Origin of the sequence: Amycolatopsis sp. NPDC051371 (genome assembly GCF_040682155.1) — a bacterium.
Taxonomy (GTDB): domain Bacteria; phylum Actinomycetota; class Actinomycetes; order Mycobacteriales; family Pseudonocardiaceae; genus Amycolatopsis.
The window spans coordinates 1-23,853 of record NZ_JBFBAG010000007.1; the positions used below are offsets into that span (position 1 = coordinate 1).

At 69.1% G+C, this 23,853-nt stretch carries 27 protein-coding genes and 3 pseudogenes; 9 read left to right on the forward strand and 21 right to left on the reverse strand.

Annotation, left to right across the window (positions count from 1 at the left end; genetic code table 11):
- Positions 1 to 192: 192 nt before the first annotated feature.
- Complete coding sequence (locus AB0M59_RS11055; RefSeq protein WP_364612238.1) at positions 193 to 621, reverse strand: organic hydroperoxide resistance protein; 429 nt, start codon at positions 619 to 621, stop codon at positions 193 to 195.
- Positions 622 to 792: 171 nt separating this feature from the next.
- On the opposite strand from AB0M59_RS11055, the gene AB0M59_RS11060 reads away from it, so the two are divergent.
- Positions 793 to 1,653: an aldo/keto reductase gene (locus AB0M59_RS11060; RefSeq protein ID WP_364612240.1), complete on the forward strand. Its 861-nt coding sequence runs from the start codon at positions 793 to 795 to the stop codon at positions 1,651 to 1,653.
- A complete protein-coding gene (aroQ, locus tag AB0M59_RS11065) occupies positions 1,650 to 2,159 on the forward strand; it encodes a gamma subclass chorismate mutase AroQ (protein WP_364612243.1) in 510 nt (169 codons plus the stop codon). The genes AB0M59_RS11060 and aroQ overlap by 4 nt, the downstream gene beginning before the upstream one ends.
- 12 nt (positions 2,160 to 2,171) lie before the next feature.
- On the opposite strand, the gene AB0M59_RS11070 is transcribed toward aroQ, so the two are convergent.
- The 7 genes and pseudogenes from AB0M59_RS11070 to AB0M59_RS11100 all read right to left on the reverse strand — a co-directional run bounded on the left by AB0M59_RS11070 (position 2,172) and on the right by AB0M59_RS11100 (position 6,467).
- Complete coding sequence (locus AB0M59_RS11070) at positions 2,172 to 2,792, reverse strand: TetR/AcrR family transcriptional regulator (RefSeq protein ID WP_364612246.1); 621 nt, start codon at positions 2,790 to 2,792, stop codon at positions 2,172 to 2,174.
- 2 nt (positions 2,793 to 2,794) lie between these two features.
- Positions 2,795 to 3,652, reverse strand: coding sequence for an oxidoreductase (locus AB0M59_RS11075; protein ID WP_364612249.1), 858 nt, complete (start codon positions 3,650 to 3,652; stop codon positions 2,795 to 2,797).
- A 105-nt stretch (positions 3,653 to 3,757) separates the two neighbouring features.
- Positions 3,758 to 4,561, reverse strand: a complete 804-nt coding sequence (locus AB0M59_RS11080; protein ID WP_364612252.1) for an SAM-dependent methyltransferase — start codon at positions 4,559 to 4,561, stop codon at positions 3,758 to 3,760.
- Positions 4,562 to 4,782: 221 nt separating this feature from the next.
- Positions 4,783 to 4,968, reverse strand: a complete 186-nt coding sequence (locus AB0M59_RS11085; RefSeq protein ID WP_364612255.1) for a heme-binding protein — start codon at positions 4,966 to 4,968, stop codon at positions 4,783 to 4,785.
- A gap of 5 nt (positions 4,969 to 4,973) precedes the next feature.
- Positions 4,974 to 5,168, reverse strand: a pseudogene (locus tag AB0M59_RS11090) (heme-binding protein); the annotation flags it as partial.
- Positions 5,165 to 5,485 (reverse strand): NIPSNAP family protein, encoded by a 321-nt coding sequence (locus AB0M59_RS11095; protein ID WP_364612258.1) that lies wholly within the window; start codon positions 5,483 to 5,485, stop codon positions 5,165 to 5,167. The pseudogene AB0M59_RS11090 and the gene AB0M59_RS11095, both read right to left, overlap by 4 nt.
- A 28-nt stretch (positions 5,486 to 5,513) precedes the next feature.
- Entirely contained in the window at positions 5,514 to 6,467 is a 954-nt protein-coding gene (locus AB0M59_RS11100; RefSeq protein WP_364612905.1) for an NADP-dependent oxidoreductase, read from the reverse strand.
- 154 nt (positions 6,468 to 6,621) lie between these two features.
- Here AB0M59_RS11100 and AB0M59_RS11105 point away from each other — a divergent pair, with 154 nt between their 5' ends.
- Positions 6,622 to 7,029, forward strand: coding sequence for a helix-turn-helix domain-containing protein (locus tag AB0M59_RS11105; protein ID WP_364612261.1), 408 nt, complete (start codon positions 6,622 to 6,624; stop codon positions 7,027 to 7,029).
- A 444-nt stretch (positions 7,030 to 7,473) separates the two neighbouring features.
- Positions 7,474 to 8,091: a TetR family transcriptional regulator C-terminal domain-containing protein gene (locus AB0M59_RS11110; protein ID WP_364612264.1), complete on the forward strand. Its 618-nt coding sequence runs from the start codon at positions 7,474 to 7,476 to the stop codon at positions 8,089 to 8,091.
- A gap of 110 nt (positions 8,092 to 8,201) precedes the next feature.
- Here the strand turns inward: AB0M59_RS11110 and AB0M59_RS11115 are convergent, their stop codons facing one another.
- Genes AB0M59_RS11115 through AB0M59_RS11125 form a run of 3 tightly spaced genes read right to left on the reverse strand, consistent with a single transcriptional unit; the run spans position 8,202 to position 9,983 of the window.
- A complete protein-coding gene (locus AB0M59_RS11115) occupies positions 8,202 to 8,900 on the reverse strand; it encodes an FAD-binding oxidoreductase (RefSeq protein WP_364612267.1) in 699 nt (232 codons plus the stop codon).
- Entirely contained in the window at positions 8,900 to 9,508 is a 609-nt protein-coding gene (locus tag AB0M59_RS11120; RefSeq protein ID WP_364612270.1) for a molybdopterin-dependent oxidoreductase, read from the reverse strand. Before AB0M59_RS11120 ends, AB0M59_RS11115 begins: the two co-directional genes overlap by 1 nt.
- Before the next feature lie 40 nt (positions 9,509 to 9,548).
- Positions 9,549 to 9,983, reverse strand: coding sequence for a DUF5709 domain-containing protein (locus tag AB0M59_RS11125; RefSeq protein WP_364612273.1), 435 nt, complete (start codon positions 9,981 to 9,983; stop codon positions 9,549 to 9,551).
- Between the two features lie 463 nt (positions 9,984 to 10,446).
- Between AB0M59_RS11125 and msrB the strand changes: the two genes are divergently transcribed.
- Entirely contained in the window at positions 10,447 to 10,914 is a 468-nt protein-coding gene (msrB, locus tag AB0M59_RS11130; protein WP_364612276.1) for a peptide-methionine (R)-S-oxide reductase MsrB, read from the forward strand.
- Positions 10,915 to 11,086: 172 nt separating this feature from the next.
- Positions 11,087 to 11,674, forward strand: a complete 588-nt coding sequence (locus AB0M59_RS11135; RefSeq protein ID WP_364612278.1) for an MOSC domain-containing protein — start codon at positions 11,087 to 11,089, stop codon at positions 11,672 to 11,674.
- Positions 11,675 to 11,762: 88 nt separating this feature from the next.
- Here AB0M59_RS11135 and AB0M59_RS11140 read toward each other — a convergent pair whose 3' ends face one another.
- Together AB0M59_RS11140 and AB0M59_RS11145 are read right to left on the reverse strand one after the other, a co-directional pair.
- Complete coding sequence (locus AB0M59_RS11140) at positions 11,763 to 12,389, reverse strand: TetR family transcriptional regulator C-terminal domain-containing protein (protein WP_364612281.1); 627 nt, start codon at positions 12,387 to 12,389, stop codon at positions 11,763 to 11,765.
- A 122-nt stretch (positions 12,390 to 12,511) separates the two neighbouring features.
- A complete protein-coding gene (locus AB0M59_RS11145) occupies positions 12,512 to 13,102 on the reverse strand; it encodes a uracil-DNA glycosylase family protein (RefSeq protein ID WP_364612284.1) in 591 nt (196 codons plus the stop codon).
- A 192-nt stretch (positions 13,103 to 13,294) separates the two neighbouring features.
- On the opposite strand from AB0M59_RS11145, the gene mshC reads away from it, so the two are divergent.
- Positions 13,295 to 14,533: a cysteine--1-D-myo-inosityl 2-amino-2-deoxy-alpha-D-glucopyranoside ligase gene (gene mshC, locus AB0M59_RS11150; RefSeq protein ID WP_364612287.1), complete on the forward strand. Its 1,239-nt coding sequence runs from the start codon at positions 13,295 to 13,297 to the stop codon at positions 14,531 to 14,533.
- 210 nt (positions 14,534 to 14,743) lie between these two features.
- A pseudogene (locus tag AB0M59_RS11155) lies at positions 14,744 to 15,179 on the forward strand (DUF6292 family protein).
- A 37-nt stretch (positions 15,180 to 15,216) separates the two neighbouring features.
- Here AB0M59_RS11155 and AB0M59_RS11160 read toward each other — a convergent pair.
- Positions 15,217 to 15,864 carry a CGNR zinc finger domain-containing protein gene (locus tag AB0M59_RS11160; protein WP_364612290.1) on the reverse strand — a complete coding sequence of 216 codons (648 nt, stop codon included), beginning with the start codon at positions 15,862 to 15,864 and terminating at the stop codon, positions 15,217 to 15,219.
- Positions 15,865 to 15,967: 103 nt separating this feature from the next.
- On the opposite strand from AB0M59_RS11160, the gene AB0M59_RS11165 reads away from it, so the two are divergent.
- Complete coding sequence (locus AB0M59_RS11165) at positions 15,968 to 16,201, forward strand: hypothetical protein (RefSeq protein ID WP_364612293.1); 234 nt, start codon at positions 15,968 to 15,970, stop codon at positions 16,199 to 16,201.
- 10 nt (positions 16,202 to 16,211) lie between these two features.
- On the opposite strand, the gene ctaD is transcribed toward AB0M59_RS11165, so the two are convergent.
- From ctaD to AB0M59_RS11200, 7 genes and pseudogenes are all read right to left on the reverse strand, one after another.
- Positions 16,212 to 17,993 (reverse strand): cytochrome c oxidase subunit I, encoded by a 1,782-nt coding sequence (gene ctaD / locus AB0M59_RS11170; protein ID WP_364612296.1) that lies wholly within the window; start codon positions 17,991 to 17,993, stop codon positions 16,212 to 16,214.
- Complete coding sequence (locus AB0M59_RS11175; RefSeq protein WP_364612299.1) at positions 17,990 to 19,336, reverse strand: FAD-dependent oxidoreductase; 1,347 nt, start codon at positions 19,334 to 19,336, stop codon at positions 17,990 to 17,992. Before AB0M59_RS11175 ends, ctaD begins: the two co-directional genes overlap by 4 nt.
- 11 nt (positions 19,337 to 19,347) lie before the next feature.
- The gene (locus AB0M59_RS11180) at positions 19,348 to 19,827 is read right to left on the reverse strand and encodes a hypothetical protein (protein WP_364612301.1); all 480 of its coding nucleotides are present in this window, start codon (positions 19,825 to 19,827) and stop codon (positions 19,348 to 19,350) included.
- A 56-nt stretch (positions 19,828 to 19,883) separates the two neighbouring features.
- A complete protein-coding gene (locus tag AB0M59_RS11185) occupies positions 19,884 to 20,213 on the reverse strand; it encodes a hypothetical protein (RefSeq protein ID WP_364612304.1) in 330 nt (109 codons plus the stop codon).
- 10 nt (positions 20,214 to 20,223) lie between these two features.
- A pseudogene (tal, locus tag AB0M59_RS11190) lies at positions 20,224 to 21,319 on the reverse strand (transaldolase).
- Entirely contained in the window at positions 21,316 to 22,887 is a 1,572-nt protein-coding gene (locus tag AB0M59_RS11195; protein ID WP_364612307.1) for a cytochrome bc complex cytochrome b subunit, read from the reverse strand. The pseudogene tal and the gene AB0M59_RS11195 overlap by 4 nt, the downstream one beginning before the upstream one ends.
- Positions 22,888 to 22,928: 41 nt before the next feature.
- On the reverse strand, positions 22,929 to 23,846 hold the full coding sequence (locus tag AB0M59_RS11200; RefSeq protein WP_364612310.1) for an NADP-dependent oxidoreductase: 918 nt from the start codon (positions 23,844 to 23,846) through the stop codon (positions 22,929 to 22,931).
- Positions 23,847 to 23,853: the final 7 nt, after the last annotated feature.

The following is a 23,853-nucleotide window of genomic DNA, read 5'->3' on the forward strand; positions in this document are numbered from 1 at the left end:
GCGCGAGCCGCGTTCAGGATGTTCTCCCGACTGCTCAGTCCGGTTGCGGCCGGCGCGGAGCCGGAGTCCCTCACCATGGCGTCATGATAGGTCCGGCCGGCCTCGCTCCCCCACCGGGCACGCCGCGGCGACACCCCTCCGGGTTCGGGGTTCCGGCCGGACTGACCGGGTGCATCAGCCCGGCCGGAGACGTCAGGCGACGGTCGCGTCGACGGTCACCGGGATGTTGCCGCGGGTCGCGTTGGAGTACGGGCAGATCGCGTGCGCCGCTTCGACGAGCTCGTCCGCCGCCGCCTGGTCCACACCGGACAGTTCGACGTGCAGCTCGGCGCTGAGGCTGAACCCGCCCTCCGGAGTGGCGTGCACCTGCACCTCCGCGACCACCGCGGAGTCGGTGACCGGGGTCTTCCGCTGCGCCGCCACGGCCTTGAGTGCCGAGTGGAAGCACGACGCCCACCCCGCCGCGAACAGCTGCTCCGGGTTGGTCGCGCCGCCGGGGCCGCCCATCTCCTTGGGGATCGCCAGCGTGACGTCGAGCAGGCCGTCGTCGGACCTGGCCTGCCCTCCCGCGCGGCCGTCGCCGGTGGAGGTGGCGATGCCGAGGTACAGGGGGTTGCTCATGACGGGAGGTTCCTTTCTCCATCGCGCACCGAGACCGCGATACCGAACGTTCTATCGCTATCCATCATGAGAGACCTGCCTACCCCTGTCAAGACCGAACGTTCTATCCTCTTGTCGCGACCAGCTGTAGAATGATCGCTACATACAGCGTGCGGGACGAAGGGGCGAAGCGTGACCGAAGCACGAACCGCGGGGGATTCGTCGAGCAGGATCACCCTCGGCGACAAAGTGGTGTCACGGCTGGCCTTCGGCGCCATGCGGCTGGCCGATTCCCGGATCTGGGGTCCGCCGGCGGACCGGGCGCATTCGATCCGGTTGGCCCGGAAGGCGATCGAGCTCGGTGTCGAGCACATCGACACGGCCGACACCTACGGGTTCGGCGTGGTCGAGGACATCCTGCGGGAAGCCCTGCACCCCTACCCCCACGATCTGCTACTCGCCACGAAGGTGGGCCAAGTCCAGCCACGGCCTGGTGAATGGGTGCCGATCGGCCACCCCGCCTTCCTTCGGCACCAGTGCGAGCTGAGCCTGCGCCGGCTGGGCGTGGAGCGGATCGACCTCCTCTACCTGCACCGCGCCGACCCGCAGATCCCCTTCCTCGATCAGGTGGGCACCCTGCGGGAACTGCGGGACGAGGGCAAGATCGCCCACGTCGGACTGTCCGAAGTGGGAGTCGAGCAGATCGAGGCCGCCCGGACGATCATCGACGTCGCGGCGGTGCAGAACATCTACAACCTGACGACCCGCACCTGGGACGCGGTCCTGAACCACTGCGAGCGCCATCGCATCCCGTTCGTCGCCTGGTTCCCCGTCATGCGCGGTGAACTCGCCAAGCCCGGCGGCGCCGCCGCCGAGATCGCGGCGGAGACCGGAGCGACACCGGCCCAGGTGGCGCTCTCCTGGTTGCTGGCGCGATCCGACGTGCTCTGCCCGGTTCCCGGCACGTCGTCGCTCGCCCACCTCGAGGAGAACGTCGCGGCCGCCTCCCTGCGGCTCACCGGCGACCAGATCGCCCAGCTCACCTCGGCATGACTGCCGCGGTGTTCACCAGCAAGTCGCTCGGCGCGCTGACCGGCCTCGTCATCGAGCGCCTTCGCGTGAGTGACGACGTGGCCGCAGCCAAGTTCGGCACCGGCTCACCGATCGACGACCCCGCCCGTGAGCAGCAGGTGCTCGACCACGTGCGGAATCAGGCCGGCGCTCTGGGGCTGGACCCGGAGGCGGTGACGGCGTTCTTCCGCGACCAGATCACCGCGAGCAAGGTGGTGCAGAAGGGGCTGTTCGCCCGGTGGACGGCGTACCCGCACGAAGCTCCCACCACGCGGCCGGACCTGGCCCGGATCCGCGCGCGTCTCGACCGGCTGACCACGGCGCTGCTCCGGCAACTCGAGGCCACTGTGGACGTCCTTACCGAATCCGCCCCCGGCCCCGTCCCGCTCGCGCCGGCCGACGGTTCGGCGGTGGTCCCGGACCGGCTGGACGCCCTGCACCGCCGGGCGCTCGGTACCGCACTGCACTCGGTCGTCCGCACCGGATAGCGGCAAGATCGGTCAGGACTCGATGCCCGCCGTCCGGAGCCACACCACCCGGCAAGTCTCGGCCGCCTGGTCGAGCGCCTCCGGCGAAACCGCCGACGCCCGGTAGAACGTCCGCTCGACCATCCAACACAGCGCGCCCGCGAGAGCCCCGGCGCCATCGGGCCCCTCGTGGGACGCGACGCCCGCGCGGACCAGGATCGCCGTGATGGCGTCGACGAAGATCTCCGCGGTCTCCGTCCACAACGCCCCGATCTCGGGGATGGCCGGGGACTGGTCGATCGCGACCCGCATCATCAGCCCGTGCTCCCGCCAGCGGTCGAGGGTGCGCCGCATGGCCGTCGCGATCGCCTCCCGCGGCTCCGCGGGGTCGCCGGCCGCCGCGCGGGACTTCTCCTGCAGCGCTTCGACAGTCTTGGCGAAGAGGGCGACCAGCGCCTCCTGCTTGGAGCTGAAGTAGAAGTACATCGACGCGCGCGACAGCCCGGCGCGCTCGGCGATGTCGTTCGTCGTCAGCGCGTCGAAGCTCTTGAGCGCGAGCAGGTCCTCCAGGGCTTCGAGGATCTCGGCTTCGCGCCGGTCCCCTTTGGACGGCGCGGCGGAGCGCCGGCGCCCCGCCTTGACCGGATCGGGCATCGTCAGTTCACCGCGATCTGGTGGCCGTCCGGGAAGTCCGTCGACCGCGACAGCTCTTCCCACGCTTCGATGTCGGCGGCCACCGCGGCCCGGCCGCTCGCGACGAGCCGCAACGCGTCCGAACCGAGCACGAGGTGCACCGGCGGCTTCTCCGCCTCGATGACGGCGAGCACGGCTTCGGCGGCCTTGGCCGGGTCGCCCAGCTGGTTGCCGCTGGCGGCCTGGCGGGCCGCCCGGATCGGCTCGAAGAGCTCGTCGTAGTCCACGATCGACCGGTCGCTGCGCACCATCGAACGGCCCGCCCAGTCCGTCCGGAACGAACCGGGCTCGATGATCGTCACCCGCACCCCGAACCCCGCGACCTCCTTGGCGAGGGTCTCCAGCATGCCCTCCACCGCGTACTTGCTGCCGCAGTAGTACGCCAGCCCGGGCACGGTCATCAGCCCGCCCATCGAACTGACGGCGAAGATGTGCCCCGAGCGCCGCTTCCGCATCCTGGGGAGCACCGCGTGGACGGTGGCCGCCACCCCGAACACGTTGACGTCGAACTGCGCGCGCAGTTCGGCCATCGGGGACTCCTCGAACACACCCTCGTGCCCGTAGCCGGCGTTCGCGATCAGCACGTCGATCGGGGCGACACCGCGCTCGACCTCGCCGACCACGGCGAGGACCGCCTCGTCGTCGGTCACGTCGAGCAGCCGCGCGTGAGCGCGTCCGGGCGCCAGCGCCTCGAACCGCTCGAGGTCTTCGGCCCTGCGCACCGTACCTACGACGGTGTGACCGGCCGCCAGGGCGCCTTCGGCGAAAGCGCGGCCGAGACCGCTGCTCGCGCCGGTGATCAGGAACGTTCGTTGCGTCATGCACCCGACTCTACATGGTGTCCATTAAAATCGACACTGTGTCGACTATCTCCCCGGGCCTTGAGCGGCGGCCGTGGCTGTCCCCTTCGACACTGGCCCGGTGGGTCACGGCTTGCGACCGACGGCGGCGTAAAAGCACGGCCGGGCCGGATCATCGGCGGCCACCGGCTTGACGGCGCGCCAGTCCGCGGCGAAGGACACACCGGGATCGAAGAGGTCGAGCCCGGCGAAGAACCGGGTGAATTCCTCCTTGCTGCGCGCGGTGGAGGGAAGGGGTGTGCTGCCGTACGCCTCCTGACCGGCTCGCAACTGCCGGCGCGCCTCTTCGGTCGCCTCCTCGACACTGACGTGCGAAGCCACGAGGTGACTACCGGAGGGAAGCGCGTCGAGGTAGCGCGCGACGAGGGCGTGCGGCTCGTCGCCGGGAGCCACGAAGTTCAGCACCGCGACCAGCAGCAGCCCGACCGGCTCGGTGAGATCGAGCATGCCGTGAAGTACCGGGTTGTCCAGGATGGTTTCCGGGCGGCGCAGGTCGCCGTGGATCATGGTGGCGTGGGGTTCGCCGGCCAGTTCGCGTTGTGCGGTGGCGATGGCTTCACCGTCGAAGTCCACGTAGACGACGCGGCTGTCCGGGGCGGTGGCGTGCGCGATCTGGTGCACGTTCGGCGCGGTCGGGATGCCGGAGCCGACGTCGATGAACTGGCGGATTCCGGCCGAGACCAGTGCTTCGACCGCACGGGTGAGAAAGCCTCGGTTGTAGATCGCCAGGTCGGGCGTGAACGGGCAGAGGGCCACGACCCGCGCGGCGAACTCCTCGTCGACGGGGTAGTGGTGCTTCCCGCCGAGGTAGTGGTCGTAGAGGCGGGCCGCACTCGGCTTGGTGAGGTCGAGGCGTGCGTCGTCGGGCATCGGCAGGGCTCCGTACGGGGATTGACGAGTCACCGGATCATCGAGCTGATCGGACCGTCCGGCGGGGGAGATCGGGAGGCTTCCGCGATCTCGGCGCGTCCGTGCACAGCTCTGTATGTAGCGATCACTATACACAGTTGCGCAGAGATCAGCCGGAGTCCGCGAGAGCACTCGCAGCCGAAGGAGCGCGAACCGACGTCTCAGCCCGGAAGGGGGAAACCCTACGCCGTCAAGGCCGCGTGGGCGGCGTCCTCGTCCTGATGGACGGTTCCGCCCGAGATGCCGAGGCCGCCCACGCACACGCCGTCGTCGAACAGCGGGAAGCCGCCGCCCACGGCCCCACACGCGGATCGGTGACCAGGGAGTTCCAGGTGTGCGTCGCGAGCCGGAACGAGGCCGCGGTCCACGCCTTGTCGACCGCGACTTCGGCGGCGAGGAACGGAACCCCGTCGGCGCGCTCGAAAGCCACCAGGTGGCCACCGGCGTCGGTGACCGCCGTCGCGACACCGAAACCGGCCGTGGCGGCCTCGTCACGCACGGCCTCGATCAGCGCGACGGCCGCGGCGCGGCTGATCGAGCGCGCGCTGTGCGTCCTCGGCCCGCTCACTTCAGCCCGGAATTCGGGGTGGGGACGACCCTGGTGACCTTGATCCGGTCGACGAGCAGCAGCCGCTTCACCTCCGGGTCGAACTCGTTTCGCCAGCGGTCGCTCTGGTAGACGTTGGCGTAGAGGGTCTCCCGCTCCTGTTCGTCTTCGAACCGGCGGATCCACACGTAGCCGTCCGGGTCCTCCTCGTCCACAAAGGACGCCGTGACCGACATGCCCTGTCCGGTTTGGAACGGGATGACGGCGTCCTCCATGTAGCGGACCCATTCGTCGCGGTGCCCGGGCCGGACCTGGTAGCGGCGGATTTCGTAGAACATCGGGTGCTCCAGTTCTGGTTGCCGGGCCTCAGGACGCGACGCGCAGGACGAGCTTGCCGCGGGTGCGGTTGGACTCGCCTCGGGTGTGCGCCTCGGCGACCTGCTCGAGCGGGAACACCTCTTCGACCTCCACCACGACCTCGCCGGAGTCGATCAGCGCACCGATGGCGGTGAGCGCGGGCCCGTCCGGCTCGACCAGGAACGGTGACACCCGCATGCCCTTCGCCTCGGCCGCGGCGGCCAGCTCGGGCGACACACCGGCCGGAACTGCGACGAGCAGCCCACCCGGGCGCAGCACGTCCAGCGACCGCGTGCTGGTGTCGTCGTGGTGGTCGCCGACCAGGTCGAGCACGACGTCGACGTCGGAGACCGCGTCCTCGAACCGGACGGTGGTGTAGTCGATCAACTCGTCCGCGCCGAGCTTGGTGAGCCAGTCGTGACCGCCGGCCCGCGCGGTGCCGACCACATGGGCGCCGAGGTGCTTGGCGAACTGGACCGCCAGGTGCCCGACACCGCCGGCGGCGGCGTGCACCAGCACGCGCTGCCCCGGCCGGACGTGCGCGGCGTCCACCAGGGCCTGCCACGCGGTGAGCGCGGCGAGCGGCACCGCCGCGGCCTGCTCGTGACTGACACTCGTGGGCTTGCGGGCGAACTGCCGCGCCGGTGCGGTGACGTATTCGGCGTAGCCGCCGGCGGCCCGCGGGAACCAGGGCATGCCGTAGACCTCGTCACCTTCCTGCAGGGTCGTGACCCCGAAGCCGACCTTCTCCACCACACCGGAGACATCCCAGCCCAGGATGAACGGTGGCTCGCCGAGCACGCCGGCCATCCCGGCCCCGGCCCGCGTCTTCCAGTCCACCGGATTGACGCCGGCCGCGTGCACCTTCACCCGGACTTCGGTCGGCAACGGTTCCGGGCGGGGTACTCGCTGCACCGAAAGCACCTCGGGACCGCCGAGGGTGTGCTGGACGACGGCGCGCATCGATGTGTCGGACACTGGTTCTCTCCTCGGATCAGCTACCGGGAAAGACCACGACGTGATCTTTCCCTTGACCCGGCCAAGGTATCCGCGGGGATATAGTTACCCGCAAGGGTTGCAACTTCCCAAACGGAAGTATCGAGGTGAAAGGCTTACCATGACCACTGTCTGCCTGACGGGACAGCATTCCGACCACGACGTCTACGCGGCACAGTGCCCGTGCCGGGCGATGCTGGACCTGCTGGCGAACAAGTGGTCCGCACTGGCCATCGGCGCGCTCGAGGACGGTCCGCAGCGGTTCGGCCGGCTCCAGCGTCACCTGCAGGGAGTCAGCCCGAAAGTGCTGACCCAGACCTTGCGGCGCCTGGAGGATTCCGGCCTGGTCGATCGCACTGTCTACCCCGCGGTGCCACCCCACGTCGAATACTCGCTCACCGAACTGGGGCACAGCGCAGCCGTGCCCCTGCGGATGCTGCGCAGCTGGGTCGAGGACAACATCGACAACGCCGCCCGCGCCGGCGCGTCAGCGGCATCCTGCCTCGGCGAGAACACAGCGCAAGCCTGAACGCACCACGGCTCGGAAATCCACTGTGGACTCGATGCCGGGTCCGGGCTCGACGAGCAGCTCTCGAGTGAAGCGCGCGAACCAGCGAGACGGCAGCGAGGCTCTCATACAGCGTCATCGGCGGTCTACGCTGGTGCAGAACGGCTTCCACGTGGGTCCGGCTGGACGCACGGGTTCGTGGGCGACGCACCGCTTTCGCCTCAAGGCCGGCAATGCGAAGTCGTTGCTGTCGGCGAGGCATACGAGCAAGTCAGGCGCCCCGGGCAGGCGGTGAGGCCGTACAGCGAGCTGCCGCAGGGGCTCCGATCGTCGAAGCGCGATCTGCCCTGCTGGTCTAACGCTGAGTCGCAACCCAGCTGCTTGCCCTGAAATAAGGACCATAAGGTCCATCTTTGGCGGGGGTGGATGTGCACGGCCAGAGCGGGCGCGACTACTGTGCAGGCCATGACGGCCGACTGGTACGACGGGCGCTGCCCGCGTCTCGACACATCGGAGCCGGATTCTCGTGCACGCGTTGTGGCAGCAGCGACCGCACTCCTGATGCACCACGGCGTCAGCTCGCTCATCCCGGCGCGCATCCAAGCTGCCGCCCGCGTGAGCCGAGCCGAATTCGAGCAGTTGTTTCCGGACTCGGACGCGATCGTGGAGGCGATCGTGTTCACCCAGCTCGACGCTGTGCTACGAGTTCAGCGTTCCAGCCTGGAGGCCGTCCAGCATCTCGCAGATCTGGAACAGTGGCTGTCACGGCCGTTCGCCCCACCCGCTTCGGAAAGCAGCTGCGTACTCGGCTCGCTGATCCACCACCTCGCCGACCGGCACGATCGGGGCCACCAAGCGCTCGCCAGGGCGTTCTCCCAGTGGAAGACGATGCTGGCTTCAGTCTTGTCCCGCCTCCAGGCGGCCGGCGAGCTCGAACTCGGCGCAGCCCCCGAGACACTCGCCGTCGGCCTCATCGCCGCCCTGCAAGGAGGTCACCTGCTGGCGCACCTCACCCAAGACGCCGACCAATTGCGCGTGACGCTCGAGATGGCATTCGACCAGGTTCGCACCTATGCGACATGATGGACGATATGGTCCACGTGAGGAACGGTGGCCAGCGCGAGACGGAGCTCTCCCTTCGCCGGGCACGGCGATCTCGCGTCCGGCCACCACTACGCATGCGCACGGTCGGCTCAGCCGGTCGGTCCGAACCGGCTGACACGGATCCGCTTCACGTCGGCTCCGACGCCGACGAGCAGGCTGGTGGCCGTGTCGCAAAATCCCTGCGAACCGCACACGTAGATCTCGCGATCGGCCTCGGCAAGAGGACGGAGATCCTCGGCCGTGAGGTGGCCCACGGGCCGGGAACTGCGCGCCGGAGCTTGGCGGGTGTAGACGACAGTGGTCTCCGGACCGGCGATTTCGTCTGCGTAGTAGAGCTCTTCGGGTGATCGTACGGACACGATCAGCCGCATCACGTCGGCGCGGTTCGCGCGTCGGGCGAGCCGCAGCATGGACATGAGCGGGACCACTCCGGAGCCCCCGGCGACGCCCAGGATCGGTGCGGCACCGTCCCAGGAGAAGAACCTGCCGATCGGGCCGCGGACCTGCAGGACGTCACCGACTTCGACCACGTCGTGCAGAAACGCCGACACTTCGCCGTCCGGCAGCTTCTCCACCGTGAGCTCGATCTCGTCTCCGCCGGGGGCACTGGCCACGGAGTAGTCCCGCTGGGCGTGGTAGCCGTCCGGGGCGGTCAGCCGGACGACGTAGAACTGGCCGGCCCGGTGCGTCCGGGGTTCGGCGAGCCGCAGCCGAAACGTCTTCGCGTGCGGCGTCTCCTCGCCGATCGCGGTCACCACGCCGGTCTGCCAGGACGAAGCAGTAGCCATCAGTCCCCCTGGTAACGCTGCTCGAGCCACGGGTCGCCGTGGTCGTGATAACCGTTTCGTTCCCAGAAACCCTGCTCGTCCTCGGCCATGAACTTCAGGCCGGACACCCACTTCGCGCTCTTCCAGAAGTACAGGTGCGGCACCAACAGCCGCGCCGGGCCACCGTGGATGTCGTCCAGCGGTGCGCCGTTGACGTCCCACACCACCCAGGCCCGGCCGTCGACCACGTCCTCGATCGGCAGGTTGGTCGTGTAGCCGGTGTGCGACCGCGCCAGAACGTAGGCCGCGTCGTCCTGCAGTCCGGTGACCTCGAGCAGCGTGTCGACGGAGACCCCGTCGAACGTCATGCCGAACTTGGACCACGTCGTGACGCAGTGGATGGCACCCTCGTACCGATCGCGTTCGAGCTCGTGGATCTCGTCCCACGTCCAGCTCGTCGGCGTGTCGACGAGACCGTCCACGGTGAACGTCCAGTCCTCGGTGTCGATCGAGGGCGTCGCTTCCGCGTGCAGTACCGGCCAATCGCTGCCCGCGTCGTACTGCCCGGGTGGTAGCCGCGGATCCTGGCTGGAGCGCCCCCGCCCGACGAAGCCTCTGGTGATTGCCATACGTGTCTGCCTTTCTCGATCGTGTGCGTCGCGTCGACGGTCATTCCGCCACGATGTGGATGGCTGCTTCTTCGGCTGACGCCGCAGCGCCGTCCACGCCCACGTCGGAGGCGAACAGGTAAGGATACGCCTCGTCGGCGTCCGGGTCCTCGACCAGCCGTCCTGCTCGAAGCACGCCGACTTGGCCGTCGTACAGTTCCCCGTCCGTATCGGACGCGTCACCGAGCCCGTCACCCTGATCCGCGACGGGAAAAACGTCCGGCAGCTCCCGTGCGAGCCGTTTGCCGAGCTCCTCGTGGCCGGCGGCCTCCCGCGCCGTCGTGCCCCAGTCGAAGACCGCGATGGGGTGGTCCGGCGGCGTGTAACCCTCGTCCAGAACGTCCGACACCCCGCGGTCCACGAGGCTGTCCTCGGGTTCCAGCAGACCGTTGTCCAGGTCGAAACCGCCGTCGTACTCGTCAGAGTCGTCGCTCATGGAGTTCTTCCATCCGATCCGCCGCGTTGTTTCGGCAACCCTAGCTCTACTGGACTATTTAGTCCACGAGAGTGATTCGGTTCAGAGGACACCTGGTAGTCACGCGGCGTGTTCGGGTTCTCGTCGATGTCGATCTTGGCGATGGTCAGGTTCCTGATTTGCTCGGCAGCCACCCGCGACCTCCGCATCACAACATGGACGCCATAGTTCATTAGTGTCGGCCCAGACCTGCCTCTTTCTGTCCGGGGGCAGAAATTTACGGGGGCATGCCACCTCGTGACACGGACGGTCGAGTCCATGTCGAACGGGCGGGTGGCCGCCGCGCTCCAGTTCTTACGGAAGAAGAACGTCCTCGCCGGCCGGGGGAATAGAGCTGGTTCGTGGCGTGTCTGTACATCTGCACGTCCAGGTGCGTTTCACCTGATCCCCCAGCTTCACGCCACAAGGCGGGGAAGGGAGAGCTGTGCCTCAGCAGGCCAACTACCACAAGAGTCCGGAAGCTGTGTCTCGGCTGAATCCGGAGCAGTACCGCGTGACCCAGCAGGACGGCACGGAACGTCCCTTCGCGAACGCGTACTGGGACAACCACGAGCCGGGCATCTACGTCGATGTCGTGTCCGGCGAGCCGCTGTTCGCTTCGGTCGACAAGTACGACAGCCGGTCCGGCTGGCCGAGCTTCACCAAGCCGATCGTCAAGTCGAACGTCGTCGAGCGCGGAGACTTCAGCCACGGGATGATCCGGGCGGAGGTCCGCTCGCTGAACGGAGACAGCCACCTCGGCCACGTCTTCGACGACGGCCCGCTCGACAAGGGCGGTCAGCGCTACTGCATCAACTCCGCGTCGTTGCGGTTCATCCACCTCGACGACCTGGAAAACGCGGGCTACGGCGACTACCGCAGCCTGTTCACCAGCGACACCGACGACAAGTGAGGAGACGACACGGCGACCGGCGCGCTGGTGTCGTGTCCACCCGCCCTTGTCACCGCCCCCGGCCCGGCAGGGCCCTCCCCAGCCGGCCGGCGGCTTGATGCGTCCGGCGCGCGGACCCCGGTTCGCGCGCCGGCGTGTACCCAGCAGAGCCAGTGCGAGCGAGGAGAGCCCCGTGTCGGACCAGCCCCAGGCGATCGATCCGCTTGTCGCGACCACCGTGGTGGAGATCGTCGCCCTGCTGGTCTCCCCCGTACACGCCTTCGAAGGCCGCCCCGCGGACGGAGCGCGGCCCGACCCGGACCCCGTCGAGCGCGACGAGGTCTCCGTGCGCGCCGGGCTCGGGCTCGTCGGCGACCGGTATTTCAACCATCCCGCCCACCGCCGAGCCGCCGTGACCCTCTTCGCCGCCGAGTCACTCGACGTTCTCGCCCGAGACCTCGATCTCGCCGCGGTGCCACACCCTCACCTGCCACGACGCAACATCGTCGTGCGCGGGTTCCCCGTCGACGAGCTGGCTGCGCCGCGGGGTGGGGTCGGGGCTGTCTTCGGCCTCGACTCCGGGGCGGGCGAAGTCCGGTTCCAGGCCTATCGCCCTGCCCACCCGTGCGCATGGATGGATGTGGTCCTGGCGCCTGGTGCGTTCCGCGGGCTGCGCGGGCGCGGCGGCGTGCGTTGCGCCCCTCTCGACGACGGGCTGCTGCGCGTCGGTCCCGCAACTCTCACCGTGGTGCGCTCCTCAGCGGCCCACCATCCGGCGTAGCCGCCGGCGGGTGGTGCTCTCGCGCCGGGAAGTGCTCAGAGAGCACCGGGCGGAAGCCGCGATCCGCACGACCAGAGCCGGGTTGGTCTCAGGGCTGGTAGCTGCGGATGTGGTCGATGGCCATGTCGAGCGCGATGCGCATCGGCTTGACGTCGTGCTCGGTCTGCGCGAGCAGATACCCGCCTTGGAGAGCACCCATCAGGCCGATGGCGAGCCGTTCGGGATCGGCATCAGACCGCAGCTTGCCGGAGTCTCGCATCCGCCGCAGACCGTCGGTGATCAGGCCACGCCAGGTCTCGAAGTGACCCGCGAGAGCCGACCGCGCCCGCTCGTTCTGGTCGGAAAGCTCGCTCGCCAGAGAGCCGAGCCGGCAACCGTGAGCCCCGTTGCGCAGAGCGCTGCGCTGGATGATCGCGTCTCGCCAGCGCTCGAGCCCGCGGATCGAGTTGAGCCGGCGCAGCTGCTCCCCCTGGCCGGTCAGCACGTCCTCGGCCTGGTACTCGATCACGTCTTGGACCAGGGCGTCCTTATCGGGATAGTGGTTGTAGAGCTGCGACTTACTGGTGCTGCTCGCCGCGCGGACATCGTCGAGCGTGGTGGCGGCCACGCCTTTCACCGTCATCAAGTCGACCGCGGCCCGGAGAATCCGCGCCCGGGTCGCCTCACCACGCGCTGTGCGCCGAACAGGCTTCACAGTGCTCTCCGGTTCCACCACGGCACCAGGTTATCGCACCGGCACCGACCACGACGTCAGACGCGGCGGAAGACGGACTCTGCGGACCACTTCCGAGTCGGCGAGAGTATGCAGGCGGCCTGGCCGCGCGCCGTCATCTGCGGTCATCCGTGTCCCAGGACAGTCGAGACTTGCCGGGCCAGCTCGGGTACGACCTCGGCCTCGAACCACGTGTTCCTGGCATGCCAGCGGTAGTTCAGCGGTGACGGGTGCACCAGCGGGAACTCGCCAGGGAGGAATTCGCCGTAGGCGCGCACGGTCTCGGTGAGGTTCGGCTTGGCCCGGCCCGCGAGGTAGAACCGCTGTGCGTGCGCGCCGATGAGCACTCGGAGGGCCACCTCGGGCATCCCGGCCAAGATCCGCGGATGCCACCGCGGCGCGAAGTCCCTGCGCGGCGGCAGGTCGCCCGTCTTGCCCTTGCCCGGGAAGTAGAAATCCATCGGTACGATGGCGAACAGCTCGGGATCGTAGAACTCGTCGTCGCGGACACCGAGCCACGAGCGCAACCGCACGCCGCTGGCGTCGTCCCACGGGATCCCGCTCTCCTGGGCACGCCTTCCTGGCGCCTGGCCGATGATCACGATGCGCGCCGAGGGCGACCCGGCCCACACCGGACGGTAGCCGAGATCACGAGCCCACGCGTTGGAAGGGTCTGACGTCAGCTCGTCCACGACCGCGCGCAAAACGTCTGCCAACTGCACTCCGGGTCTGGTTGTCGGGAACTTCGGGCGCACCGCGTCCGAGCTGACGCACGACGCTGAGCGAGACGATAGTCGAAGTGGACTATCTCGTCCACCTAGCTGGAACGGTGGGGACACTTCGCCGCTGCAGGCGACCGTCCTCTCCAGACGGTGTTCCGGATCAGCTTTCGCGCATAGTGTCGAACCATGCAGACTTGGCGTTCGGTTGCCGTGCCCCGCGTCCCTGGAACCCCGCCCCCGTTGCGGCTTCACGACACCGCGACCGGTCAGCTCAGGCCTACGGCACCGGGCCCCGAGGCGAAGATGTACGTCTGCGGCATCACGCCCTACGACGCGACCCACCTCGGCCACGCGGCGACGTACCTGGCCTTCGACCTCGTCCACCGGCTGTGGCGCGATGCCGGCCACGACGTCCACTACGTGCAGAACGTCACCGACATCGACGAGCCCCTGCTGGAGCGGGCCGAGCGGGACCACGAAGACTGGGTGGTGCTCGGCAGGCGCGAGACCGCGCTGTTCCGTGAGGACATGGAGGCACTGCGTGTGCTGCCGCCGCGGGAGTTCGTCGGCGCTGTGGAGTCCATCCCCGAGATCGTGGAGATGATCGGCGAACTCCTCGCGAACGGCTCGGCCTACCGAGCTGAGGACCCTGTCCACCCGGACATCTACTTCGACCGGTCGTACACAGGCCGCTTCGGCTACGAGTCGAACTACGACGAGGCGACCATGGCCGGGTTCTTCGCCGAGCGCGGCGGCGACCCCGGCCGCCCGGGCAAGCGCGACCCGCTCGACGCGCTGTTGTGGCGGCTCGCCCGGCCCGGCGAGCCCTCGCGGGAATCCGAGCTCGGCGCGGGACGGCCCGGCTGGCACGTCCAGTGCAGCGCCATCGCGCTCAACCGGCTCGGCCTCCGGTTCGACGTCCAGGGCGGCGGGTCGGACCTCGTGTTCCCCCACCACGAGTACAGCGCAGCACACGCGGAGGCCCTCACGGGCGACCATCCGTTCGCAGGGCACTACGTCCACGCCGGGATGATCGGGCTTGCCGGCGAGAAGATGTCGAAGTCGAAAGGCAATCTGGTGTTGGTGTCGCGGCTGCGGGCCGACGACGTCGACCCGTCGGCGATGCGGCTGGCGCTGTTCGCCGGGCACTACCGCACCGATCGCGGGTGGACCGATGAGCTGCTGCACCAGGCGCAGGAGCGGCTCGCGCGCTGGCGGGAGGCGACGTCGGCGCAGGCGGGCCCAGCTGCCGAAGGCACGATCGCCAAGCTGAGGGACCGTCTCGCCGACGACCTGGACACCCCGTCGGCGCTCGGCGCCGTCGACGCGTGGGTGGTGGACGCGCTGGAGCACCGGGGCACCGACACCGACGCCCCCGCCTCGATCCGGAACGCCGTCGACGCTCTCCTCGGAGTCGCCCTGTAGCGGGGCCCGGTCCAAGTCGGCGAGAACCGCATCCCGGCGGCACGGTAAGAGGCGGTCGCCGGTGGCCACCAACAATCGATCACCCACCGGGAGGGGCCGCCTGATCATGCCGTCCGCCGTCGATCGACTCCGCGCCGAGCTCGACTTCGCAGCGGCCGTCCGCCGCGGCAGTACCGCTGCCGGTTCCGGATCATCGCTTGGCGGTCGGTGATCTCCCTGACGGACGAGAGCGATCGTGAACTCGTCCTCCACCACCGCCTTCCGGCCTATCTCGCGGCCGTGAGCACGGCCGTCGGCGTGGGCGTGGAGTCCTGCACGGCCGATTTCGGCAACCCCGCGTCCGCGTACATCGCGCTGGACACGCGGCTACCGCGTCATCCGGGCCGGGACGTCGCCCTGCTGTGGGACGAGCGGCACGGCTGGTCGGGCCGCGATCGAGAACGACTCCGGGCAGGACCTGCTGGTGGTCGCCTACCTCGGCGGCGAGCTGGTGCCCCGGCCGCAGCGGCTGGTCCGCTTCCTGGCCGCGGTGCGGCGCGGCGACGTTCCCGCCGTGCCGGTCACACCTGTGCTGCGCGACGGCGAAGCGGTGCTGCTGGCGGGGCTGCGCCGCTACCGGCCCGACGGCTGGCACCGGCCTGAGTGAGCGACGGCGAACGACCGCCTGGTCGACGATCCGGACGCTATCCGGGTTCCGCGCCTTGCTTCTTCCGCGTGGCCGAAATCTCAGTCCGGACACGTACACCGCACGATCCCGAGCACCAGGTGCGCCCCCGACGACCGAAGTCGAGGAAGTAGTTGGAGCATCCGGCCGCCGGACAGGCACGAAGGCGCTGCCGGTCACGGCCGCCGAAGAGCTCCACCGCCTGACGGGCGATCTGACCGACGGCCACGACACCGCCCGGCACGTCGCCCTGGACGCTCACCTCGGGCTCAGACCGCGGTCGCCACACCAACGCCGGCCAGTGGGGTGCCCCGGCGACCGCACTGTTGACGACTTCCAGCGCCGTCGCGCGATCCAAGACCGTCGGGAGGATCTTCGAGCCTCGGTCCCCCGTCAGTTCATGCGCCAGGCAGCGAATTGCGTCACGGAGCCTCCTCAAGTCGTAGGCGGCCATGTGAGCGCTCAGCGGAGTCGCCGACGCCAGCCAATGCGTGAACGATCGAGGCTGCTGAGGCAGCCGCGGCGCGATCTCCCGGACCCAGTCCATCGCGGACTCCGGGGTGGCCAGGACGTCGCTGACGCCACCGGGGGCCGACCACACCGTGTTCATGAGGTCGACCGGCAATTCCTCGCCGATGAGCCGCGCGTGGCGCTGGGTCGTCAGCATCTTTCACCTTCTTCTCATGAGCCGCGTGTTCCCCTGCGTAAGAACCACCGAAGATCAGGTGCTAACGGTCCAGGACCGCGGGTCGAAACTCTCGAGGTAAAACATGAGCGACTGGGACGCACTGAACGAGTTCCTCCGGACCGATCCGCGGGACATCGGGTGTGACCTCGCCCTCGACGCACTCCACACCTACTCGGAGATGGCGGCCGCCGGCGCGAACCCCGAAGAGCTTTTCCCCGGGCTGGCTGTGCACCTGAAGTCGTGCCGGGCCTGTTCAGGGGATCACGACGCCCTGGTCCGCGCGATACGCGAATTCGGTGGCGACGAACGCCGCTGATCAGTCAGGGTCACTGCTCGCCGGCGTTGTCCTCGGAGTGGTCTCCCGGGATCACCGCTTCGGTGAGCACCTGCGACGGCGCGCTCCCGTGGCTGTTGACCCGCTGCTTGCCGAAGAAGCCGATCTCGCCCTCGTTGTGGAGACGCTCGATCATGTGCGGGTAGTGCAGCTCGAACGCGGGCCGCTCGGAACGGATCCGGGGCAGCTCGGTGAAGTTGTGCCGCGGCGGCGGGCAGGACGTCGCCCACTCCAGGGAGTTGCCGTAGCCCCACGGGTCGTCCACCGTCGCGATCTCGCCGTAGCGGTAGCTCTTGAAGACATTCCAGATGAACGGCAGCGTCGAGGCACCGAGGATGTACGCGCCGATCGTCGAGATCGTGTTCAGCGTGGTGAAGCCGTCACTGGTCAGGTAGTCCGCGTACCGGCGCGGCATGCCTTCGGCACCCAGCCAGTGCTGGACGAGGAACGTGCCGTGGAAGCCGATGAACGTGGTCCAGAAGTGCCACTTGCCGAGCTTCTCGTCCATCATCCGGCCGGTGATCTTCGGGAACCAGAAGTAGATGCCGGCGAAGGTCGCGAAGGCGATGGTGCCGTAGAGCACGTAGTGGAAGTGCGCGACGACGAAGTAGGTGTCGGAGACGTGGAAGTCGATCGCCGGCGCGGCCAGCATGATGCCGGTCAGGCCGCCGAAGAGGAACGTGACGAGGAACCCCACCGCGAAGATCATCGGCGTCTCGAAGGACAGCTGGCCCTTCCACATCGTGCCGATCCAGTTGAAGAACTTCACGCCGGTCGGGACCGCGATCAGGAAGGTCATGAAGGAGAAGAACGGCAGCAGCACGGCGCCGGTGGCGTAGAGGTGGTGCGCCCAGACGGAGAACGAAAGCGCGGCGATGGCCAGCGTCGCGAAGACCAATCCCTTGTAGCCGAAGATGGGTTTGCGACTGAAGACCGGGAAGATCTCCGACACGATCCCGAAGAACGGGAGCGCGATGATGTAGACCTCGGGGTGGCCGAAGAACCAGAACAGGTGCTGCCAGAGGATCACCCCGCCGTTGGCGGGGTCGAACACGTGCGCACCCAGCCGGCGATCGGCTTCCAGCCCGAAGAACGCCGCGGTGAGGATGGGGAACGCGACGAGGATCAGGATCGACGTCACCAGGATGTTCCAGGTGAAGATCGGCATCCGGTACATCGTCATGCCCGGCGCGCGCAGCGAGACCACGGTGGTGATCATGTTGACGGCGCCGAGAATGGTGCCCAGGCCGCTGACGATCAGGCCCATGATCCACAGGTCGGTGCCGGGACCGGGGGTGTGCGTGGCTTCGGACAACGGCGTGTAGCCGGTCCAGCCGAACTCCGCCGCGCCGCCGGGGGTGAGGAAGCCCGAGACGACGGTCAGGCTGCCGAAGAGGTAGAGCCAGTACGAGAACGCGTTCAGCCGTGGAAAGGCGACGTCGGGCGAGCCGATCTGCAGCGGCAGGATGAAGTTCGCGAAGCCGAACAGGATCGGGGTCGCGTACATCAGCAGCATGATCGTGCCGTGCATGGTGAACAGCTGGTTGTACTGCTCCTGCGAGAGGAACTGCAGGCCGGGCCGCGCGAGCTCGGTGCGGACCAGCATCGCCATCGCCCCGCCGATCATGAAGAAGGCGAAGGCCGTGACCAGGTACATCACGCCGATCTGCTTGTGGTCCGTGGTGCGCATCAGCCGCAGCAACGCCGAACCCTTCACGGAACGGCGTACCGGGTAGGGCCGTGTGACGATGGGGCCGGGGGCGGTGGTCTTCATGGTTTGCTCCAGCTGGACACGGAGTTTTCCGGCGGTTCCCCACCGTTGACGAACGCGGTGCGGGGCTGCTGCACCGACGCCAGCGAGACGATGTCGCGGCCGAACAGCCCGGCGGTCAGCCAGATCGCCAGCACGCGGACCTTGCGTTCCCAGCTGGGAATCGCCAGCACGTGGTAGCCGCGGTGGAGCAGCCAGGCGAGCGGCCCTGTGAGCACCAGCCGCCGGTACTGGAAGATGCCGTGCCCGATGCCGAGCGTCGCCACCGCGCCGAGACTGCGGTGCCGGTAGTTCTTCGGCTTGCCGCCGTGCAGGGTCGCGGCGATGTTGCGGGCGACCAGTTTGCCCTGGCGGACGGCGTGCTGGGCGTTGGGCACCGTGCGGGTGCCCGGGACGGGAGCGGTGAGGTCCTCGATCCCGGCGTCGTCCCCGGCGGCCCACGCGTCGGGGACCGGCTCGATGTCGGTCCCGACCCGGAGGTCGGGCCGGACGACGAGGAACCCGCGCTCGTCGACCGGCAGATCGGTGTGCCTGCCCACGACCGGGTTCGCCGCGTTGCCCGCTGTCCACACGATCAGCTCCGAGTCGAACGTCTCGCCGGTGGAGAGCACCACTCGTCCACCGGTCGCCGACTCGATCTGGGTGTTCAGGTGCACCCGTCCCCCTCGCCGTTGCAGGAAGCGCACCACCCAGCGGCCGGGCGAGCCGGTCACCTCGGGCAGGATCCGCCCGGACGCCTCGACCAGGTGGAACCGCGGCTCGTCGTGGTGCAGTTCGGGATAGTGACGCAGGAGCGAGGTCGCCAGCGACAGCACCTCGGCGAAGCCTTCGACGCCGGAGAAGCCGCCGCCGACGAAGGTGACGGTGAGCAGTTTCCGCCGCGACGGCCCCGGAGGGAGCGTGGCCGCCCGGTCGAAGGACGTCAGCAACCGGTCGCGGATCGCGACCGCCTCTTCCACGTGCTTGAGCCCGATTGCCTGCTCCGCGATGCCGGGCACCGGGAACTTGCGGGTGACCGCGCCCGCGGTGACCACCACGACGTCGTAGCCCAGTTCGAACGTGTCGCCCTCGGCGGGCCGGACCGTGACCACCCGGTGCTTGTGGTCCATCGCGGTGACCATGCCGGTGATGACGCGCGTGCGGTGCAGGTGGCGGCGCAGCGACACCGCGGCGTGCCGGGCCTCGATCGAACCGGCCACCACCTCCGGCAGGAACGGCTGGTACGTCATGTACGGCCGCGGGTCGACCACCGTGACCTCGAACTGGCCCCGCCGCAGCTTCTTTTCGAGCTTCCACGCGGCGTAGAAGCCCGCATAGCCGCCGCCGACGATCAAGATCTTGCGCATGCCGTCTCGCCTCACCCGGGAAGCCGGCCGAGGGACAAGATCGACGTCCGGCGGCGCAAGGCGAGCGCGGCGACCAGCAGGGCCGCCGCGCTCGCGGCCACCTGGAGCGTCACGGCGACTTCGAAGACCCGGGCCAGGACGCCCGCCCCGGAATGCACGACGACACGGAGGCGGGCGGGCCCACCGAGGACGAAGTGGAACAGCACGCCCAGGACCAGCGAGCCGGACGCCGAGGCGAGGACGAGAGCCGCTCCGTCCCGTGCCGCGACCCGGAAGTGGCGTGTGATGCCGATCGCGGGACCGACGATGCCGAAGACGGCGAGGCACGCCCCTTCCAGCACGGCGACACCTCCGGCGAGCAGCCCCAGCAGCAGGAAGTCGGCCAGCACGAGCACGGCCTGCACCGTGACCACGGCCGCCAGCACCCGGTCCACCTTCGCGACCAATCGGGGCAGGCGGAGCACCGCCGTGCCGTTCACTGCGTTCGTCATGGTTGCTTGGCGCCCGGCCGGCCGGACTTCTTACCGCCGGTTCGTGCGGCCCGCGCTCAGGCGTAGCGGCCGGAGAACTCCGAACCGTCTTCGGTGTGGGTGAAGCGCAGACCGACGATCGAGCCGCCTTCGACCAGCCACCGCAAGTCGTACGACGCGCGGTAGCTGGGTGGCCAGAACGACGCGAAGCGGCCGTGGCTGTCGACGTACCACTCCCCGCGCGTCGGGTGGCCGCGCTCGACGTAGGTGGTGACGCCGTCGGTGTCGAAGACTTGTCCGGTGCCGTCGTCGTAGACGATCCGGCCGGCCGTCAGGGCGGCGACCAGGTTCTTCGCGGCCACTCGCTCGCCATCAGCGGGGCTGAGTGACTCCAGTGAACGGGGCATGGGATTCCTTTCAAGGCCGGATGCCGACCGAGGCGTGCAGGGCGACCCAGCTGGCCGCGAACCTCGCGACGCCCTCCTGCTCGAGCGTGGTGCCGACGTCGTCGAGGTCGATCCCGGCCGCGGCGAGGGCGGCGATGTCCGCCGCCGCCTCTTCGCCGCGTCCGGCGACCTGGTCCCCCGCGACGTCGCCGTGGTCGGCGAACGCCGAGAGCGTCGCGGGCGGCATCGTGAACACGGTCCCGGGCGTGACCAGCCCGGTGATGTACTTGGTGTCCGGAAAGGACGGATCCTTCACCCCCGTGGAGGCCCACAGGAGCCGCTGCGGGCGGGCGCCGTCTTCGGCCAGGCTCCGCCACCGGTCGCCCTCCCACACTTCCGCCAGGGCTTGGTGAGCGAGCCGCGCGTTGGCCAGGGCTGCGCGGCCGCGCAGCTCCCGGATGCCCTTGGCGTCGAGCCGCTTGTCGACCTCGGTGTCCACTCTCGACACGAACAGCGAAGACACGGAGTGGATCGACGTGAGGTCGTGGCCGTTCTCGCGTGCCTGCTCGAGCCCGTCGACGTAGGCCGCCCCGACTTCGGCGCAGCGCCGCGCCGAGAAGACCAGGGTGACGTTCACGTTCACCCCGGCGGCGAGGGCTCCGGTGACGGCTCGGACGCCGGCCCGCGTGGCCGGGATCTTGACCAGGAGGTTCGGCCGGTCGACGAGCTCCCAGAGCTGGACGGCCTCCGCGATGGTCGCGGCGGTGTCGTCGGCGAGTTCGGGGCTCACCTCCAGCGAAACCCGGCCGTCGACGCCGCCGGTCTTTTCCCAGACCGGACGGAGCACGTCGGCCGCGCGCTGGACGTCCCAGATCATCACCGCGAACGGCCTCTTCGACGTCGATCCCGTTCGCGGCCAAGTGTTTCAACTGTTGATCGTAGCGGCTGCCGCGGGCGACAGCGTTCGCGAAGATCGTCGGGTTCGTCGTGACGCCCACGACCGAGCAGTCTCGCACCAGACGTTCGAACTCGCCGTCCTCCAAGATGTCGCGGGAGAGTTCGTCCAGCCAGATCGAAACGCCGGCGTCGCTGAGCGCGCGGAGCCGGTCGGGCTTGTCTTCGGTCACTTGGTCTGCTCCTGTTCCAGCGCCGCGGTCTCCTCCGGCGGGTCCGGTGTCCACAGTGAACCGGGTACCGCCCGCCCGCCGGACCCGAGCTTGTTCATCTTCTTCGGCACCGGTGCGCCCTGGTAGTCGAGCGGGGTGGTGGCCAGGGGCTGGTGGATTTCGATGAACGCACCGTGTGGCAGGCGTTTGATGACGCCGGTCTCGACGCCGTGTTCCAGCACCTCGCGGTCGGCCCGCTGCAGGCCCAGGCAGATCCGGTACGTCACGTAGTAGGCGATCGGCGGCACGAGCAGCACGCCGATGCGCCCCGCCCACGTGGTGGCGTTCAGCGAGATGTGGAACTGGTCGGCGATGATGTCGTTGAACCCCGACAGCTCGATGACCAAGAGGAACCCGAGCGCCATCATGCCCAGCGCCGTGCGGACCGGTGCGTCGCGCGGCCGCTGGAGCAGGTTGCGATGACCGGTGTCCTTCGCGAGCTTCCGCTCGATCCACGGGTAGAGGATCAAGATGCCGAAGAGCAGCGGCATGCCGACGGCGCCGGGGAAGAACACCGCCGGGATCGTGTGGTCCCCGAGGTAGACCTCCCAGGCCGGCCAGATCCGGAGCATGCCGTCGGCCCAGGCCATGTACCAGTCCGGTTGCGAGCCGGCCGACACCTGCGCCGGGTTGTACGGGCCGAAGTTCCACACCGGGTTGATCTGGAACAGACCTGCCAGGAGAGCGGTCACGCCCGTGACGAGCACGGCGAGCGCGCCGCCGTGGAGGGCGAATTCGGGCACGATCCGGATGCCGACGACGTTGGTTTCCTTGCGGCGCACGCCCGGGAACTGCGTGTGCTTCTGGTACCACACCAGCGCCAGGTGCGCGCCGGTCAGGGCGAGGAGGATGCCCGGCAGCACGAGGATGTGCAGCGTGTAGAGCCGCGGGATGATCTGGTCGCCGGGGAACTCCCCGCCGAAGAGCGCCCAGTGGATCCAGGTGCCGATGACGGGCACCGACAGCACGATGCCCGAGAGCGTCGCGCGGATGCCGGTGCCGGACAGCAGGTCGTCCGGGAGCGAGTAGCCGAAGAAGCCCTCGAACATGCTGATCAGGAGCAGCAGCACCCCGATGACCCAGTTGGCCTCCCGCGGGCGCCGGAAGGCGCCGGTGAAGAAGATCCGGAAGGTGTGCAGGAGGGACGCGGCGATGAAGATCAGCGCACCCCAGTGGTGCAGCTGCCGCACGAAGAGGCCGCCGCGGACGTCGAAGGAGATGTCCAGCGTCGTGCGGAACGCCTGGGACATCTCCAGGCCCTGCATGTTCGTGAAGCTGCCGTGGTAGACGACTTCCTGCATCGAGGGGTCGAAGAAGAGCGTCAGGTACACGCCGGTCGCGATGACGAGGAGGAAGCTGTACAGCGCCACCTCACCGATCAGGAAGGACCAGTGGGTCGGGAACACCTTGTTCATCTGGTGGCGCAGACCCTTGGCGAGGTGGTACCGCTGATCCGCGTTGCCCGCGGCCTCCCCGAGACGCCTTTCCAGCGCGCCGGCACCCCGGGTCGGCGTGGTCAGTGAGCTCATGGTGTATTTGTGTCGGCGACCGGGGTCGGTCTTACTTTCACCTACGGGCGCACGCGGATGATCGTTTTTCCTTTGGTGCGTTCGGTCGGGTTGAACGCGGCGACGGCGTCGTCGAGGCTCGCCACGGTGCCGATGTTGGTCCGCAGCCGGCCGTCGCGCACCCGCTGCACGATCTCGCCCAGCTGGACGCGGTCGGCTTCCACGACGAAGTCGACCGCGCGGCCCTCGGTGGGCCGGACCTCAGGCGGGCCGGCGATCGTCACCAGCGTCCCCCCGGCCCGGACCAGGCGCGCCGACCGCGCGCCGAGGTCACCGCCGAACACGTCGAACGCCAGGTCGACCTCGCCGACGTCCTCCAGCTTGTCGTTCTCCAGGTCGACGAACTCGTTCGCCCCGAAATCCCGCGCTGCTTCCCTGTCCGCCGCGCGCCCCGTGCCCACCACATGGGCTCCCGCCTCACGCGCGAGCTGCGCCACCACCGACCCGACTCCCCCGGCCACGCCGTGCACGAGAACACTTTGCCCCGCCTCCAGCCGACCGTGCACGAACAAGCCCTGCCACGCCGTCAGACCCGAGATCGGCAGGCTCGCGGCCACCGTGAAGTCGACGTCGCCCGGCAGCGGCGCCAGGTTGCGCGCCTCGACGACCGCGAACTCCGCCAGCGTGCCGTCCCGGGTCCAGTCCGTCAGGCCGAACACCCGCCGGCCCACCGACAACCCGGCGGTCCCGTAACCCAGGGTCGCGACCACACCGGCGACCTCGTGCCCGGGGATCGACGGCGTCCGATCCCGGTCCAGGCGGTCCGTCCACGTCGAGGGCCACGACAGCTCTCCTGGAGTGAACCCCGACGCGTGCACCTCGACCAGGACGTCGTTTCCCGCCGGCGCCGGATCGGGCCGGTCCGCCAGCTTCATCCCGGCCGTTCCGGCGGCCTCGTCCGACACCACGATCGCCTTCATCCGGCAC